The organism is Hymenobacter glacialis (assembly GCF_001816165.1).
Lineage (GTDB): Bacteria > Bacteroidota > Bacteroidia > Cytophagales > Hymenobacteraceae > Hymenobacter > Hymenobacter glacialis.
Genome location: NZ_MDZC01000023.1, coordinates 80320 through 96427, shown reverse-complemented (window position 1 = coordinate 96427; position 16108 = coordinate 80320). Strand labels below are relative to the sequence as shown.

At 63.0% G+C, this 16108-nt stretch carries 13 protein-coding genes; 5 read left to right on the top strand and 8 right to left on the bottom strand.

Annotated elements, in window-relative coordinates; genetic code table 11:
• Nucleotides 1-108: 108 nt before the first annotated feature.
• Both BEN48_RS18565 and BEN48_RS03055 read left to right on the top strand, forming a co-directional pair.
• The gene (locus tag BEN48_RS18565) at nucleotides 109-333 is read left to right on the top strand and encodes a hypothetical protein (RefSeq protein WP_125932450.1); all 225 of its coding nucleotides are present in this window, start codon (nucleotides 109-111) and stop codon (nucleotides 331-333) included.
• A 238-nt stretch (nucleotides 334-571) separates the two neighbouring features.
• A complete protein-coding gene (locus BEN48_RS03055) occupies nucleotides 572-1687 on the top strand; it encodes a mandelate racemase/muconate lactonizing enzyme family protein (RefSeq protein WP_070732820.1) in 1116 nt (371 codons plus the stop codon).
• A 29-nt stretch (nucleotides 1688-1716) separates the two neighbouring features.
• Here BEN48_RS03055 and BEN48_RS03050 read toward each other — a convergent pair whose 3' ends face one another.
• Together BEN48_RS03050 and BEN48_RS03045 are read right to left on the bottom strand one after the other, a co-directional pair.
• Nucleotides 1717-2136, bottom strand: a complete 420-nt coding sequence (locus BEN48_RS03050) for a thiol-disulfide oxidoreductase DCC family protein (protein WP_070732819.1) — start codon at nucleotides 2134-2136, stop codon at nucleotides 1717-1719.
• Between the two features lie 246 nt (nucleotides 2137-2382).
• Nucleotides 2383-3546: an esterase/lipase family protein gene (locus tag BEN48_RS03045; RefSeq protein WP_070732816.1), complete on the bottom strand. Its 1164-nt coding sequence runs from the start codon at nucleotides 3544-3546 to the stop codon at nucleotides 2383-2385.
• A gap of 140 nt (nucleotides 3547-3686) precedes the next feature.
• Between BEN48_RS03045 and BEN48_RS03040 the strand changes: the two genes are divergently transcribed.
• Nucleotides 3687-4055 (top strand): hypothetical protein, encoded by a 369-nt coding sequence (locus BEN48_RS03040; protein ID WP_070732815.1) that lies wholly within the window; start codon nucleotides 3687-3689, stop codon nucleotides 4053-4055.
• A gap of 196 nt (nucleotides 4056-4251) precedes the next feature.
• Entirely contained in the window at nucleotides 4252-4635 is a 384-nt protein-coding gene (locus BEN48_RS03035) for a hypothetical protein (protein WP_125932449.1), read from the top strand.
• 87 nt (nucleotides 4636-4722) lie between these two features.
• Here the strand turns inward: BEN48_RS03035 and BEN48_RS03030 are convergent, their stop codons facing one another.
• From BEN48_RS03030 to BEN48_RS03020, 3 genes are all read right to left on the bottom strand, one after another.
• Nucleotides 4723-5370, bottom strand: coding sequence for a flavin reductase family protein (locus BEN48_RS03030; RefSeq protein WP_070732811.1), 648 nt, complete (start codon nucleotides 5368-5370; stop codon nucleotides 4723-4725).
• Between the two features lie 110 nt (nucleotides 5371-5480).
• Nucleotides 5481-6995: a M28 family peptidase gene (locus BEN48_RS03025; RefSeq protein ID WP_070732808.1), complete on the bottom strand. Its 1515-nt coding sequence runs from the start codon at nucleotides 6993-6995 to the stop codon at nucleotides 5481-5483.
• Nucleotides 6996-7102: 107 nt separating this feature from the next.
• Nucleotides 7103-8428 (bottom strand): POT-type proton-dependent oligopeptide transporter, encoded by a 1326-nt coding sequence (locus tag BEN48_RS03020; RefSeq protein ID WP_241502153.1) that lies wholly within the window; start codon nucleotides 8426-8428, stop codon nucleotides 7103-7105.
• A 299-nt stretch (nucleotides 8429-8727) separates the two neighbouring features.
• Here BEN48_RS03020 and BEN48_RS03015 point away from each other — a divergent pair, with 299 nt between their 5' ends.
• Complete coding sequence (locus BEN48_RS03015; protein WP_158010087.1) at nucleotides 8728-10692, top strand: acyl-CoA synthetase; 1965 nt, start codon at nucleotides 8728-8730, stop codon at nucleotides 10690-10692.
• Between the two features lie 180 nt (nucleotides 10693-10872).
• Here BEN48_RS03015 and BEN48_RS03010 read toward each other — a convergent pair whose 3' ends face one another.
• The 3 genes from BEN48_RS03010 to BEN48_RS18980 all read right to left on the bottom strand — a co-directional run bounded on the left by BEN48_RS03010 (nucleotide 10873) and on the right by BEN48_RS18980 (nucleotide 15414).
• Nucleotides 10873-12684, bottom strand: coding sequence for a DUF885 domain-containing protein (locus BEN48_RS03010; protein WP_070732802.1), 1812 nt, complete (start codon nucleotides 12682-12684; stop codon nucleotides 10873-10875).
• 222 nt (nucleotides 12685-12906) lie between these two features.
• Nucleotides 12907-14724 carry a DUF885 domain-containing protein gene (locus BEN48_RS03005; protein WP_070732800.1) on the bottom strand — a complete coding sequence of 606 codons (1818 nt, stop codon included), beginning with the start codon at nucleotides 14722-14724 and terminating at the stop codon, nucleotides 12907-12909.
• A 180-nt stretch (nucleotides 14725-14904) separates the two neighbouring features.
• The gene (locus BEN48_RS18980; RefSeq protein WP_158010086.1) at nucleotides 14905-15414 is read right to left on the bottom strand and encodes a T9SS type A sorting domain-containing protein; all 510 of its coding nucleotides are present in this window, start codon (nucleotides 15412-15414) and stop codon (nucleotides 14905-14907) included.
• Between the last annotated feature and the right edge of the window lie 694 nt (nucleotides 15415-16108).

Here is a 16108-nt window from a genome sequence, read left to right as displayed (position 1 = left end):
GGGCCCATTGAGCTAATCAGATAGTCCGTGTATAAATCCAAGGTGCAAGTCATCGCCGAAAATAGGGACTGCTAACTTTAGCCGCGTAACATCAGTTATGAAGAAGTCTTGAAATCATTTGTATTGGATGAAAATAGCTATTATATAGATAATTCCACATTTTATGAACCAGTTATTTCAAAATATAATGGTGGTAATGCTTACAGAGAAGCTGTTGGAAAACTTACCGAAACTATATTGTCAAAATACTATCCTAATACTACAGATACGTTGGTGCCTCCAGAAATAGCGATGAAAGCAGCTGAGCGATATAGTTCCGCTGCACCCGAGTAACATCTTACGCTGGCGCGCGTCTGCGACGCGTGCCCACTGGTGTCGAGCCTGTGGCTCGGGATATGCGCCAGCCCAGCCGTAATCCTTTGCCCGAGCCATAGGCTCGACGCCAACTGGCACGCGTCGCAGACGCGCACCAGCGTAAGATGTCCCTACCATCACTCGTCGCAGACGCGCGCCAGCAGCTGCTTGCCGAAGTGCCGCGCTTCGCCGTCATTTGCGGCGTAGCATTTTCCTCATGCCCGGCACCACCATCCAAGCCATCAGCATTTACCAGCTGCTCGTGCCGCTGCGCGAGCCGTTCGTTATCTCCTTAGGGCCGCTCGCGGCGGTGCAAAACGTGGTGGTCGTCATTCGCACCCAGGACGGGCACGTGGGTTTCGGCGAGTGCAGCCCCTTCCTCACCATCAACGGCGAGAGCGTGGACACCTGCTTTGTGGTGGGCCAGTATTTTGCCCCGGTGCTGAAAGGGCGCGACGCCCTGGACCTGGCCGGCGCCCTGGCCGTGATGGACCGCATCATCTACGGCAACAGCAGCATCAAAAGTGCCTTCGATATTGCCCTGCACGACGTTGCGGCCCAGCACGCCGGCCTGCCCATTTATGCGTTTCTGGGCGGGAATAACCGCAAAACGCTACACACCGACATGACCGTGAGCCTGGACGCGCCCGCCAAGATGCAGGCCGATGCCGTGCGCTTTCAGCAGGAAGGCTTCCCGGCCATCAAGGTGAAGTTGGGCGGGACGCTGGAAGACGACGTGGCGCGCATCCGGGCCATTCGGGCGGGCATTGGCCCGGCGCACCCGTTGCGCATCGACGCCAACCAGGGCTGGCAAACGGCCGACCGCGCCATTGCCGTGCTGCAGGCCCTGGCCGCATTCAACATCGAGCACTGCGAAGAGCCCATCCTGCGCCAGCACTTCATGGAGCTGAGCCGGGTGCGGGCGGCCTCGCCCATCCCTATCATGGCCGACGAAAGCTGCGGCGACGAGCACGACGCCGCCCGGCTCATCCAACTGCAGGCCTGCCAGCTGCTCAACATCAAGCTGGGCAAGTCGTCGGGCTTCCATCGGGCCCGGATAATTGCCCGGCTGGGCGAAGCGGCCGGCCTCACCCTGCAGGTGGGCGGCTTCCTCGAATCGCGGCTGGGCATGACGGCCGCCGCCCACCTGGCCCTCACCAGCGACGCCATCCGGCACTGCGATTTCGACACGCCGCTCCTATTCACCGACGACCCCGTGGTGGGCGGCATCCGCTACCGCGCCGGGGGCGTGGTGGAGCTGCCGGCCGGCCCGGGCCTGGGCGCTACCATCGACGACGCGGTGCTGCGCCGGGCCCAACAAGTCCATTTCTGATGCCCTGCTGCACGCTCCAGGGGCTTATTTTATAAAAACCGGCTGCGCAGGGCCGGCGACGGCAGCATGCAGCTCTCCTGCCGGCCAAACCACCGGTAGCGGTGGCGCGCCACGAAGCGGTAGAGGGCATCGCGCCAGGGACGGGGCAGCACCCAGCCCACGGCCGCCAGCCGCCATCCGCCGCCCAGGCCGTGAGCAATGCGCAGCACGGCCGTGGAGTGGGAGTACAGCCGCCCGCCACTAAGCAACAGCACTGAATCGGGGTCGGAGGCGGGCAGCGCTGCGGGTGCCAGGCCCTGAGCGGCTAGCAGGGCCTGCGCCGCCGGGCTTTGCAGGGCCGCGAAGCGGAAGCGGCCCGCCGGGTCCTGCCCAATGACAAATTGCACAAAGCCATGGCAGAGGTTGCACACGCCGTCAAAGAGAATGATGTCGGCAGCAGAATCGGGCATGGAGGGGTAGGGAAAGGTGGAAGTACAATAAGGCAAAACAACTTGCTAAATACCCGTGCAGAGGTAAGTGGACTGAAATCAGAACGTCATGCTGAGCTTGCCGAAGCATCTCTACCGCAATAGTAGACTTGATTACTTGCGCAGTAGAGATGCTTCGGCAAGCTCAGCATGACGTTCTGAATGTACTGTAGTTGCTTCCGCACGATTATTTAACACGCCGGGCACGGTCAGGTTTGGTGGTTGGCCCTACACCCACTGCTTGAGGTACTGGAACACTTCGGGGTGCGTGAGCAGGCCGCCGTGGTGCTGCTGGCTAAACACGGCGGTGCGCACGCTGGCCCCCGCCGGCAGGTCGGCCTCGTTGCCGAATACGGTGTGGCCGCGGGCGCTGCCCTGGCCCACCAGCCCGTCGCCGAAGTACTCGCGCAGGGCCGCCGGCCGCGTGGTGCGCAGCCAGGCCCCCATCAGAATGTGGTACTGCACGCCCGGCAGCGGCGGCACCGGCGTGCGCGGGGGCGTCAGGTCGTCGGCGTGGGCATCCTGCCAGTCCTCGTCCACCAGTATGGAATAGCGCATGTCCTTGATGCCGTTGCTGCGCTTGTTCAGGGCCTTGCTCAGGAAACGGGTGGGAAACAGGTTGATGCGCTCCAGCAGGCGCGCCGTGAGGTGGGAATTCTGCTCCAGCCAGGAACCGTCGTTAGGCGTGCCCAGCAGAAAAACCGAGCGCAGGTGCGCCAGCCAGGGAGCTTTATTAATTAGTAATTGAGAATTAGTAATTAATAATTGGTCTTCAAATTTCGGGTCTGAACTAGACTTATTAATAATTAATAATTCCTCATTATTAATTATTAATTGATTTCCATAGTAGCCCGCCGAGCGGATGATGAGGCCGCCCATGCTGTGGCCCACCAGCACCAGTTCCCCCACGGCGTCGGGGTAGGTGAGGACCAGCTCGGTGAGCAGGCGGCTGAGCTCGCGGCCGTTTTCGGAGAGGTGGAGGCCGGAATTGAAGCGGATGTAGAGGGCGCGGAGGTGGCATTCTTCGGCCAGGCGCAGGCCGTAGCGCCGGCTGCCGGGCTCGTCCTGAAACCCGGTTTGCCAAATCAGCTCGTCGCCCATGAGGCCGTGCACAAAGACCACGGTTTTTTGGTGAGGCTCGTGCAGCTGCAAGTCGGCCACGGCCACGTCCTGCCCGCCCCGCCGGAAGCTCATGTGAATGGCGCGCGGGTCGAAACGGGCCGCCAGCTGGTCGCCCAGGGCCCCGTTGAGCACCGGCAGGAAAAAATGCTGGTGCGCCCGGCCCGACCGCACCAGGTAGCCCGCGCCCCGCACGGGCAGCAGGGCTGCCCGGCCCACAGCGCCCAGCACCCGGCGAAAGCGGGACGGTTGGTTGGGTTCAGATTCGGTCATGAGGAAAGGGATACAGCGCGGCGGTTGTGAGGCCCTAATGTAGCCCTATGCGAGCCATTCCAGGCAGACTTTGTGATGGAAATTGCACCCGTCCGCCCAAAATCAACGTACTTTACGCTACCAATTCAAGCCCCGTTTCAATGAAGCTCATTTCCCGTTCTGCCCTGGCTTTGCTGCTGGGCACCGCCCTCGCCGGCACGCTTTCATCCTGCGATTATAGCTGGAGCCCCGGCAAAAATCCTCAACACTCCACTTCTTTCACGCGGGCCCCCGGCTGGCATTCCTATGATGTTGACCTGGACAGCATCAACGGCAAGCCGCGCGTGAAGCCCGCTATTGGCGTAGGCTCGGCCATCGCCATCAAAAACGGCACCGTGCAGGAGCAGCTCAATTCGGCTCCGGCCGGCAAAAGCGCTACCGCGCCCCAGGCCCCCAGTGGCACCATGGCCGAGGCCAACAAGTCCACGAATGGCGCGGGCAATAAAAACGACGAGAAGCAGCCAAAGTAATTTTCCTTGTTATGAAAAGCCCGCTACTGATTCAGTAGCGGGTTTTTTGCGTTTGGCGCAAGCCCGGCTATAAGACTGGGGTAAGATCAGCAGTAAGGAAACCGGGATGGCCTCAGGCGGGCCTGCGGCCGTAGTACCCGTGGGTGCGGGTGCCGCCCCTGTATCTGCTCATTTTCTCATTCAACTCTCTCAGCCCATGCTTTCCACTGATGCTACCCAGGGTACTACGCCCGCAACTACTGCTCCCATTGGCGGACCTTCGCCGCTGATGAAGCCCTGGCTGGTGGGACTGGCCGCACTCGGTCTCACCATTGGCGTGGTGGCCCTGGCGGCCAGCGGCAACAAAAAAAAGAAAAACGGCCGCCACAACCCACGAAAAGGCAAGCGGCAGAAATTGAGTGCCGACAATACTTACCGGGCCTGGTACCGCGACAGCCCCGCCGAGGCCGGCCCGGCCGGCCCCGACTGGCAGTACCGCCGCCCCACCACCTTCGCCGACCAGCTCCCCACCGGCACGTCCTACGCCGACCTGCGCTATTCCGCCCAAAGCAGCCGCCGAATAGAGTCGCAGTACCCGTAGCCGCTACGGGTTATTTTAAAAGCTGTTTAGAAAGTAAAAAGAACGTCATGCTGAGCGTAGTCGAAGCATGACGTTCGTCAGACCTTTTTAGCTGTGCATGCCCTGTTGTTGAGCCACCGGTGGCTGGCCTGGCCGGGCGTAGCCGAAGCGCACGGGCGGCAGCACTTCGTGGTAGCCATCCAGGCCCGAAATGCAGGCGGCGCCCAGAGCAGTCAGGTCCAGCGTGCCGTCATCGCGAAGGCCTTCTTCGCGCAGGTACACGTGTTCCACGGTGCCTACCAGCAGCACGGTGCCGTTATGAATGGCCAGTTCCTCGCGCAGCCGAAGCCCAATGCTCAGGGCGCTTTCGGCCACGTAGGGCGCGGGAAAATCGTCGCGAAACACGGCCGTGAAGCCACACTCCTCAAACTCCGAAATTTCCGGGCCGAAGTCGGCGGAGGTGTAGTGGGCCTGGGCCGCAAGAGTCACCGGTACGTGGTTGAGGGTATAGCAGCCGCTGCTTTTCAGGTTTTGGTAGGTGTGGCGGGGCACGGTGGTGGGCCGCGTCACAATGCCCAGCAGGGCAGGGTCGGAGCCCAGGTGCAGGGCCGAGCTGAACACGGCCAGGTTGGTGGCACCGTCGGGCGCAGCCGTACCCACCAGGTTGGCCGGCTTGAAGCCCGGCAAGCCATTGACGAGGTTGAGACGGTAGATGCGCTCGAAGTTCTTAATGTCGGCGGCGGTGAGGTGGCGCATGGGAAGGTCAGTTATCAGTGGGCAGTTAGCAGTGAACAGTTATTTATGGACGAGGAAGCGGGTTTGGCTGTAATTGTTCACTGCTAACTGTTCACTGATAACTGCGGATATTACCGTTCCAGCTTGAAGCCGGGCTCGCGGGCCGGCGCGGCGGTGCGGTTGGCCACGGCCCAGCCGGTGAGGTACATCCAGTTGGTCATGCGCGTGAGCTTGGGGTAGTCAATGCGGCCGGGCTCATCGCGCGGGGTGTGGTAGTCGGCGTGCAGCACGGAGGTGTACATCACGGCCGGTATGCCCAGGCGGGCGTAGGGCAGGTGGTCGGAGCGGAAGTACCAGCCCTCGGGGTGCGTGGCTTTGTCCCACTCGGTGTCCAGCTTGAAATTGGGGCCGGCTTGGTTGGCAGCCAGGGCCGTGCTCACCAGGTCGGAGGAGTTGCGGTGCGGGGCAATGGAGCCCAGCAGCGCGGCGCTGTCGGGGTCGTTGCGGCCCATCATTTCAGCGTTGAGTACGGCTACAATGGACTCTTTGGGCACGGTGGGCTTGTCGGAATAGTAGCGCGAGCCCAGCAGGCCGCGCTCCTCGGCGCCGTGGTACACAAACAGGGCCGAGCGCCGGGCCGGCTGCTGCTTGAAGGCGCGCATGATGGCCAGCAGCGCCGCGCAGCCGGTGGCGTTGTCGTCGGCGCCGTTGTAAATGGAATCGCCGGCCACGGCGGCGCGCACGCCATCGTGGTCCTGGTGGGTGCTGAAGAGCACGTGCTCTTTCTTAAGCTGGGCGTCGGTGCCGGGCATTTTGGCCACAATATTCACCGACGGGTACAGGAAACTCTCCACCTTCAGGTCAACCGTGAGCTGCTGGCCGGCTTGCTGCACCCAGTCCTTGGCGCTTTGGGGCAGCAGCATAATGGGGGCCGTGTCCACCACCTTGGTGTTGGCATCGCCGGGCAAGCCATAGCGGCCGCGCTCGTAAATGTGGCCCCAGTGCTCGTAAACGGCCTGCGCCCGCGCATCGGACACAAACACCACGGCCACGGCGCCGGCCTTCATCAGTTCAGCCGACTTGTCGCGCATCACCTGCGTGAGGTAGCGCCGGAAACTCATATCGGCCGCCGGGTTGCCCGAAAACACCAGCGCCACGGCCTTGCCTTTCACGTCGACTTTAGCCATCTCAGAGGTCGTGCCGGTGCCCACGTACACCAGGGGCGCGTTGACGGAGAAGTTGGTGGGCGCAAAAACCAGGGCGTCCTGGTTGGGCCGCAGCTGGTGCGTGCCGATGCTCATGCGGCTGGCCTTGGTGAGGCGAGTGCGCTGCAAATGGAACCACTGAAAATAGGTGCCGTCGTCGCCGGCCGGCTGCAGGCCAATGGCCCGAATCTGTTCGGCCAGCCACACGGAGGCCTTCAGCTCGTCCAGCGTGCCGCCCTCGCGGCCCCGGAAATGGTCGCCGCCCAGCGCATACAGGTCGCGCTTGATGTCGCTCTCCTTGATGGCCGAGAGGGCATTGCCAGCAGAGGTCGTTTTGCGAACGGGCGCGGCTGGTTTTTTTTGGGCCGAGGCCGCCAGCGGCGCGGCCAGGCTGAGGCCCGCCAGCAGCCAGGCCGCTGGTTGGTAAAGTAGTTTTTTCATGAGCAGCGAAGATGTCGAGACGCTTGGTTACGTCTCGGCGGTGAACAATAAACTGCCACCGGCGCCAAGGACGCTAGTAGGAGCTACAAATATGCGTTGCAGCACCGCTACTGAGCCGGTAGCGGCACGGTGGGCGCCGGGCCCACGTATATTTTCTCCTCCAGCCGCGAAGCCACCAGCGCAAACAGGGCCACGTTCAGCCCCATCAGCGCCACAAAAAACCAGTAGAAATTAGCCCCGTGCAGCCCGGTCAGCCAGCCGCCGCGCGCAATGTTGCCGTGTAGCAAGCTCAATCCGAAGTTGGCCACCGCGATGGTGAGTATCCAGAGCGAAGTGGTGAGGCTTTTGAGGGCTTTGGGGGCGTGGGTGTACGCGTATTCTAGTCCCGTGATGGCCACCATAATGACGCCGGTGGTATTCACGCAGTAGGCCAGCACCTGCCACCAGGCCGAGGGCGTATTGCCCGCGTCGAGGCTGCGCTGCACGCCGCCAATGATGAGCACCGCCAGCGCGGCTATCACCATGCCCGCGCCCATGCGCCGCAGCGCCGTCACGCGCACGCCGCGCCGGGCCAGTGCCGGGTACAGGCCATAAGTAAGCAGCGGGTTCAGCCCGATGCCGAACACGATGCCCGTCACCTGCAGCTGCTCGGCCAGCGGCCGGAAGCCGGGCCACAGCTCCCGGTTGAGGTGGGTGGCCTGCAGCACCCATTCCGACGAGGTTTGCTCGTTCAGCATCCACAGTGCGGGCACGAAGGCAAACACCGTGAGCACCCGGCGCAGCGCCGCCCGGCTCTCGCCCGGGCCCAGCGTGTGGCGCAGTCCGGCGCGCAGGCCAGTGGGCGGCACCCGCACGTATCGCCGCCTCCCCGCCCAGAAGGTAAGGGCGGCCGCGCCCATCAGCACGCCCGGCACCCCAAAGGCCACGGCCGCTCCGTAGTGCGCGTACAGCAGCGGCGTGAGCACCGTGGCCACCGCCGCGCCCACGTCGATGGCCATTTGAAACCAGCCGTAGGCCTTGGGCAGCAAGTGGGCCGTGCGCTGGTCGAACTGGTCGCCCAGGTTGGCCGTCACGCTCGACTTGATGCCGCCCATGCCCACGGCCACCACCAGCAACCCCAACTGGAAGCCCGGCAAGTCCTCGCTGAACACCGCCAGCAGCGCGTGCCCGCCGCAGTACAAAATCGACAAATACAGAATCACCCGGTACTTGCCCAGCACCCAGTCGGCCAGCAGCGCGCCCACCACCGGCAGGGCATAGCCCAGGGCCGCGAACGAATGCACCAGCTCGTTGGCCCGCGCCTCGGCTCCGGCCGTGAGCGACGCGTCGCGGCCGGGGTTGAAGAACTGCGCCACCAGAAACGTGGGCAGGATGGCCAGCATGCCGTAGTAGCTGAACCGCTCGGCCACCTCGCTGCCGATGATGAAGGGCACGGAGGAAGGAAAAGTAGCGGCAGTTTTTTCCGGTTGTGAGTGCAAAGAGGCGGCTTTAGAGATTCAGAAGGGGCAATATGGCCGACAGGAACACTAGGCCAAGGCCCCCGAGGCAACTGTAGAGGGCCGGGTGACCATGCCCGCTAAGGTGGGCGGCAGGTTTGGTATCATATGGGATATAGGGAATTAGGCGCTCAAGATAGAGAAAAGAAACAGCACCGCATATGCCCGGGCGAGCAAGGATTTCTGCGGTGCTTTCCGCCCGCGCTGGCGGGTCCGTACTTTGCAGCCTTCCTTCATTGCCCACTCCCCTCATGCCCGGTTACCAGTCCCTCGCCGACGTACTCACCCTGGAGCAGACGCCGCTCAGCGCCCGCCCCATTGCCCCCGATACGTTTGAGATGGTAGCCCGCGGCGCGGCTGCCAACCCGGCTGGGCTGGCCCTGCGCTTCGTGTTCAACGGCGAAAAGCCTACTCAATCCGTCGACTTCACCTACGCCGAACTGATGGCGCGCCTGCACCAGACCGCCAACGCGCTGCACGGCCTGGGCATTGGCCCCACCGACGTGGTGTCGTACCTACTGCCCAACCTGCCCGAAACTGCATTCGTGTTTGTGGCCGGCCAGGCGGCGGGCATCGTCAACGCCGTGAATCCGCTGCTGGAGCCCGCCCAGATTGCCGACATCCTCAACGCCTGCGGCACCAAGGTGCTGGTCACGCTCCGGGCCTTCCCCAAAACCGATATCTGGCAAAAGGTAGAGGCCGTGGCTGCCCTGGTGCCCACGCTCCAGACGGTGGTGGCGGTAGACCTGCTCCCTTACCTGCCCACGCCCCAGCGCCTGCTGGTGGGGGCCTTGCGGCTGGGCCAGCGCCGCCCCGCGCTGCCCGGCAAGCGGGTGGTAGATTTCTACGACTTACTCAAAAACGCCCCGGCCACCCGGCTGGACACGGGCCGCACCATTGCGCCCGACGACGCGGCCTGCTACTTCCACACCGGCGGGACCACCGGCACGCCCAAGGTGGCCGCGCTCAGCCACCGCAACCTTACCGTTATCACCAGCGACACGGAGCTGCTGATGGGCAGCCCCGCCGAAACCGGGCCGCTGGCGTTCTTCTGCGGGCTGCCGCTGTTCCACATCAACGGGGCGGTGGTCACCATTTGCGCGCCGTGGTCCATGGGGCACACGCTGGTGCTGGGCAGCCCCCAAGGCTACCGCGGGCCGGGCATCATCGCCAACTTCTGGGAGTTGGTGGCGCACTACCGCATCGGGCTGTTCAGCGGCGTGCCCACGGTGTTTAGCCGCCTGCTGGAGGTGCCCATTGCGGGGCGCGACCTGAGCTCGCTCCGGTACGCCATCTGCGGGGCGGCCCCGCTTTCCATGGGGCTCATTCAGGAGTTTGAGCGGCGCACCGGGTTGCGCATTGCCGAAGGCTACGGCACCACGGAGTGCGCCTGCACGGTCACGGTCACGCCGTTTGCGGGCGAGTACGTGGCCGGGTCCATCGGCCTGCGCCTGCCGTACCAGGACGTGCGCGTGATGGTCCTCGACCCCCAAACCGGCCAGTACCAGCGCGAAGCTGCCGCCGACGAGAGCGGCACCATCGTAGTACGCGGCGAAAACGTGTTCCACGGCTACCTGCAGCCCGAGCACAACAAAGGCATCTGGGTGGACAACGGGGACGGCGCCGGCCGGTTCTACAACACCGGCGACCTGGGCCGCTGCGACGCCCGCGGCTACTTCTACATCACGGGCCGTCAGAAGGAGCTCATCATCCGCGGCGGGCACAACATTGACCCCAAGGTCATCGAAGAAGCCCTGCAACTGCACCCCGGCGTGGCCCTGGCCGCCGCCATCGGCAGCCCCGACCCCGACGCCGGCGAGCTGCCCGTGGCCTACGCCACCCGTGCCCCCGGCCACGCCGCCCTCACCGAAGCCGAGCTGCTGGCCTTCGCGGCGGCCAGCATCCCCGAGCGCGCCGCCGTGCCCAAGCGCATCTACCTCGCCGACGAGCTGCCGCTCACCGCCATCGGCAAAATATTCAAGCCCGCCCTGCACAAGCAGGAAATCAGCCGGGTATTCGGCGCCCGGTTGGCCGCCGTACCGGGCCTCACGGTGCACAGCATCACCGTTCGCGATGATCCCAAGCGCGGGCTGGTGGCCGACGTAGCCGCTTCCGGCAAAAATGGTCTGGACGTAGCGCAAGCAGTGCACGCTGCCCTGCAGGGCTATACCGTGCCGCACGAGGTGCGGGTGGTGGGGTAGAAGTAGCATGGAAGGCAGAGGGAAGTAGCAAGGAGGTAGCAGGTAATGAAAAGGAACGTCATGCTGAGCGCAGCCGAAGCATCTCTACCGCGCAGGTAATCAATTTTACTATTGCGGAGTAGAGATGCTTCGGCTGCGCTCAGCATGACGTTCTTTTTTGCTACGGTTGCTCTTGCGTCACTACTTAAGCTGCCGCGCCGCCCAAGCGTCCAGCTTGCGTTCCAGTACGGCCAGGGGCATGGAGCCCCCGGCCAGCACCTCGTCGTGGAAGGCCCGCAGGCTGAACCTGGTGCCGAGCTGCTTTTCGTAGCGGGCGCGCAGCTCGCGCAGTTTGAGGGCGCCGGTTTTGTAGGCCAGGGCCTGGCCGGGAATGGCCATGTAGCGCTCAATCTCGGCGGTGGCGCCCTGCTCCGAGATGGGCTCGTTGGCCATCATGTACTTGATGGCTTCCTCGCGGCTCATGTTTTTGGCGTGCATGCCCACATCCACCACCAGCCGGATGGCGCGGTGAATTTCATCGCCCAGGGCGCCGATTTTCTGGTACGGGTCGTTGTAGAGGCCCAGTTCGGGGCCCAGGCTTTCGCAGTACAGCGCCCAGCCTTCGCTAAAGGCCGGGTAGGAGGCAAAGCGCCGGAACTTGGGCAGGCTGGTGTTTTCCTGCTGCAGCGACAGCTGGTAGTGGTGCCCGGGAATGGCCTCGTGCGCAAACAGCGACTCCATGCCCGAAGTGGTGTTGAAGGTGGTGGCGTCGAGAATGGGCACGTAGAAAATGCCCGGTCGCGAGCCGTCTGGCGTGCCGCGGTTGTACTCGGCCGAGGCCGTGGCGGCACGGAAGGCCTCCGTCTGCCGGATTTCGAACTGCGACTTGGGTGTGCGCCCGAAAAGCTTGGGCAGGTTGGGCGCAATCTTGGCCTGAATCATCCGGAAGGCGTTGAGTACGTCCTCCGGCGTCTTGTAGGGCGTAAACCGCGGGTCAGTATTCAAAAACGTGAAGAAGGCCGGGAGGTCGCCTTCAAAACCCACCTGGGTTTTCACAGCCTCCATTTCGGCCCGAATGCGCTTTACCTCGCTCAGGCCGGTTTGGTAGATGGCCTCCGGGGCGCGGTCGGTGGTGGTCATCAGGCGCACGTTGTAGCGGTACATGTCGGCGCCGCCGGGCACGGCGTCCAGGCCGGTACTGGTGCGGGCCTGGGGCAGGTATTCGGCCTGCATGAACTCGGCCAGCTTGCGGTAGGTGGGCACCAGCTGCGTGCCAATGGCCTGCTTGTAGGCCTCGGTCAGCCGGGCTTTATCAGCCTCAGAGAAGCTGGCGGGCATGCGCGTGATGGGACCGTAGAACAGGCTTTGGGTAGCGTCGGCGGTGACCTGGGCTTGCAGCTGGGGTATCGTTTTCAGCACCAGCACGCGGGGCAGCACCACGGCGGCGCGCATACCCTGCCGGAAGTTGGCTATGGCCGAATCGGCCCACACCGGGAACTTACTCACGCGGGCCAGCCAGTTGTCGTAGTCCTGCACCGTTTTGAACGGCTGCGCGCCCGTGCCCGCCCCCAGCTGCCCGAGGGTGTTGGGCAGGCTGTAGAACTGCGCAAACGGCATCATCCAGGTGTTCTGCTTCAAGCCGTTGAGGCGGCTCTGCATCTCGTACTCAAAAATGTCGTAGCTCACCTGGTCGTCGGCCGAAAGCCGTGCCCGGTTGAATTTCTGCAACGAGGTGAGGTATTGCTGGTAAAAGCGCTGCTGTTGCTGCCGGAAGGCGCGGGTCTGGTCGTTGGGCAGCTGGTCATTGTAGCGGTTGTCGCCCTGGCTGGTAGCTCCCAAGGGAAACAGCTTGCCCCGGGCTTCCCAATAGTCATCAAACAAAGCCGCTAATGGAGCCGACGCCGTGACGGCAGTTTTGGGTGGCGTTGTCTTTTTGGTGGGCTGGGCCTGCGCCACGGCTAGGCCCGCTGGTAGCCAGAGGGCCACGAGGAGGAGGGAAGTGGTTTTTTTCATGGGATTTGATAAGTATTCGAGTAGCATTCTGGCGTCAACCTCACCCCCTGCCCCCCCTCTCCGCAGGAGAGGGGGGGCAGGGGGTGAGGTTGACGCTGCTATGGAACAGCAAGCTACGCCACGTCGCAGTCACAAGTATGCACCTATAGCGTCACCATAAAACCAAAACCCGCACCGTGTTCCTACGGTGCGGGTTTTTCAATCAATCAGCTGGAGCCGGAGCTATTGCTTGGCGGCCCAGTCGTCCATCTTCTTTTCGAGCACGGCCAGCGGCATCACGCCGTCTTTCAGCAGCTCGTCGTGGAAGTTGCTGAGCGAGAACTTGCTGCCTAGCTGCTTCTCGTACTTGGCGCGCAGCTCCTGAATTTTCAGGGCGCCGGTTTTGTAGCTCAGGGCCTGACCGGGAATGGCCATGTAGCGCTCAATCTCGGCCACAGCGCCTTCTTCCGAAATGGCCTCGTTGTCCATCATGTACTTGATGGCTTCCTCGCGGCTCATGTTGCGGAAGTGCAGGCCGGTGTCCACCACCAGGCGCACGGCGCGGTGCATTTCGTCGCCCAGCGCGCCCATGTACTGGTAGGGGTCGGTGTAGAGGCCCAGCTCCTTGCCCAGGCTCTCGGAATAGAGCGCCCAGCCCTCGCCCATGGCGCCGTACCAGGCAAAGCGCCGGAACTTGGGCAGGTCGTTGTTTTCCTGCTGCAGCGAAATCTGGTAGTGGTGGCCCGGAATGGCCTCGTGCAGAAACAGCGACTCCATGCCCGAGGTGGTGTTGAAGGTGGCGGCGTCCACAATCGGAATGTAGAAAACGCCCGGCCGCGAGCCGTCCGGCGAGCCCTGGTTGTACTCGGCCGAGGCCGAAGCCGCGCGGAACGCCTCCGTCTGCCGAATCTCAAACGGCGTTTTGGGCGTGCGGCCGAACATCTTCTTTAGGTTCGGGTCGATGGTCTTCTGAATATTGCGGAAGGCGTCCAGCACCTCGTTTGCCGACTTGTAGGGCATGAATTTCTTGTCGGTTTTCAGGTAGCTGAAAAACGCCTTCAGGTCGCCCTTGAAACCGGTCTCGTTTTTCACGCGCTCCATCTCGCCCCGAATCCGGGCCACTTCGGCCAGGCCGGTCTGGTAGATTTCGGCGGGCGTTTTGGTGGTGGTGGTCCAGTAGCCCACGTAGTATTTGTAGAGCTCGGCGCCGCCGGGCACGCCCGTGATGCCGCTGGTGGCGCGGGCCTTGGGCAGGTACTCCTTCTCCAGGAAGTCGCCCATCTTCTTATATGCCGGCACTAGTCCCGTGCTGATGGCCTGCTTGTAGGCCGCAGTCAGTCGGGTTTTGTCGGCGTCCGAAAAGTCCTTGGGCATCCGCGTGATGGGGCCGTAGAACAGGCTCTTGGTGGGGTCGGTCACGGCAATGTCTTTGCCGCGCATCTGGGGCAGCATCTTCACCACCAGGGCGCGGGGCAGCACCACGCCGGCCTGCATGCCCTGCCGGAAGTTGGCAATGGCCGAGTCGGTCCACACCGTGAAGCTGCGCACGCGGCCCAGCCAGTTGTCGTAGTCCTGCACCGTTTTGAAGGGCTGCACGCCCTCGCCCGAGCCGTACTGGCCCATGGTGATGGGCAGGCCCCAGAACTGCTGGGTCGGTATCATCCAGGTGTTGAGCTTGAGCCCGGCCAGGCGCTGCTCCATCTCGTACTTAAAGATGTCGTAGCTGATTTTGTCGTTGTCGCTCAGCTGCGTCCGGTCAAACTTGCCCAGCCGGGCCAGGTAATCGCCGTAAAACGTGCGCAGCGAATCGCGGAAGGCGCGGGTCTGGTCGTTTGGCAGGCGGTTGTTGTAGCGGTTGTCGCCCTGGGCGGTGGCGGCCAGCGGGTCGAGTCGCGACTGCGTTTCCCAGAAGCTGCCAAACAGGCCGTTGAGGCCGCTGGTGGAATCGGCTGCGGAGCCAGCGCCCGCCGCGTCGGTGGTGGCCGTTTCGGTGGTTTTGGTCTGGTTGCAGGCCGTGGTGAGTGCCGCGGCCACAAGGCCGGCGAGGACAAGTCTTTTCATGAATGGGATTGAAGCAGGAGTAAAGAAAACCGTGGGGTCAAAGAACGTGAAATTCCCGGGGTAGCTGCAAGGCCCTTTTTCTGCCTCGTGCGGGCCGCGCTCCGGGGCAGGAGGGAAGGAACAAAAAAAGCCCGGCGTCCTTGGCAGGGCGCCGGGCTTCTGAAGCGTTTGGGCTAACGGCTACTCGCGCACCAGGCGCTGGGTGGTGCGGCCGGCAGCGTCGGTTAGTTCCAGGAAGTACACGCCCTTGCGGAGCGTGGTCAGGTCCAGGCGGTCGTTGCCGGTGGCCTTGCCGCTGAGCAAAGTCTGGCCCACGGCGTTGAGCACGCGGTAGTGCGCCGGACCCAGCGTGGCCGGCAGCAGCACAGCGTCGGCGGTCGGGTTGGGGAATGCCGCCCCGGCGGCGCGGGCGTGCACCGCCGCCACGGGCGAGAAGGCGCTGGTGCCATCGCTGTCCACCTGGCGCAGGCGGTAGTAGGACTGCCCGGCAAACGGCCGTCCGTCCACGAAGGCGTACTCGCGCAGGCTGCTGCTGTTGCCGTTACCCTTCACGGTGCCAATGGTTTGAAAGGACTGGCCGTCGGCGCTGCGCTGCACCTCAAACCGGTCGTTGTTTTTCTCCGTGGCCGTGGCCCAGGTCATGTGCACGCCAGCCGGCGTAAGCGCGGCGGCAAAGCGGGCCAGCGCCACAGGCAAGGGGTTGTTGCCGGCAGTGCTAGTAGCCTCGGTAGAGGCCAGGGTAAAGTTGCCTAGCGTAGTAAAAGGTGCATCGGGAGCGATACTAGCACTTTGCGAGGTGCTTGAAGTAATCTCGCTTGAGATAAACGTTGTCCCGTCAGCTGGTACGGTGCCAGCGGTGCCCAGATTAGCCCAAATGCCACTTGCTTGGCTTTTGGCTACGCGCAGCTTGGATGGAGCATCCACTTGGTCATCCAATCCATAATAAATTGTAATTCTACCTGTGGTGAATGCCGAGGCTCCGTTCGTGCTGATAGGGTAATGGCGGATGCTCGAAACTCGTTTGATACTGGTAGCGCTAGATGCGGGGAACATCTGGGCCGGCGCTGGTCCTAGAATTACCTGGGCAGTATAGGTAGTAGCCGTAGCCGTGGTTTGGGATAGCGCAAGGGTGACGGGGCGATAAGCGCCAGGCGTGCCGATAGGAAAAAACAAGCCGGTACCATTTGACGTCACAAAAGGCACATTGCCAGTAGCGGCGGAAGTAATCCGGGTAATGGGCCCGTTAACGAAACTTGTATTCGTAAGCCCCGGTGTGTTATTCGTAAAGCTAGCAGCTGGTATCATTCTAGTGCTTACCAGCACGCTCAATGGGTTTGCGGAAGTGGTGTTTAGTAACCCCGCCGTAAATCGAATTGCCTCGGTA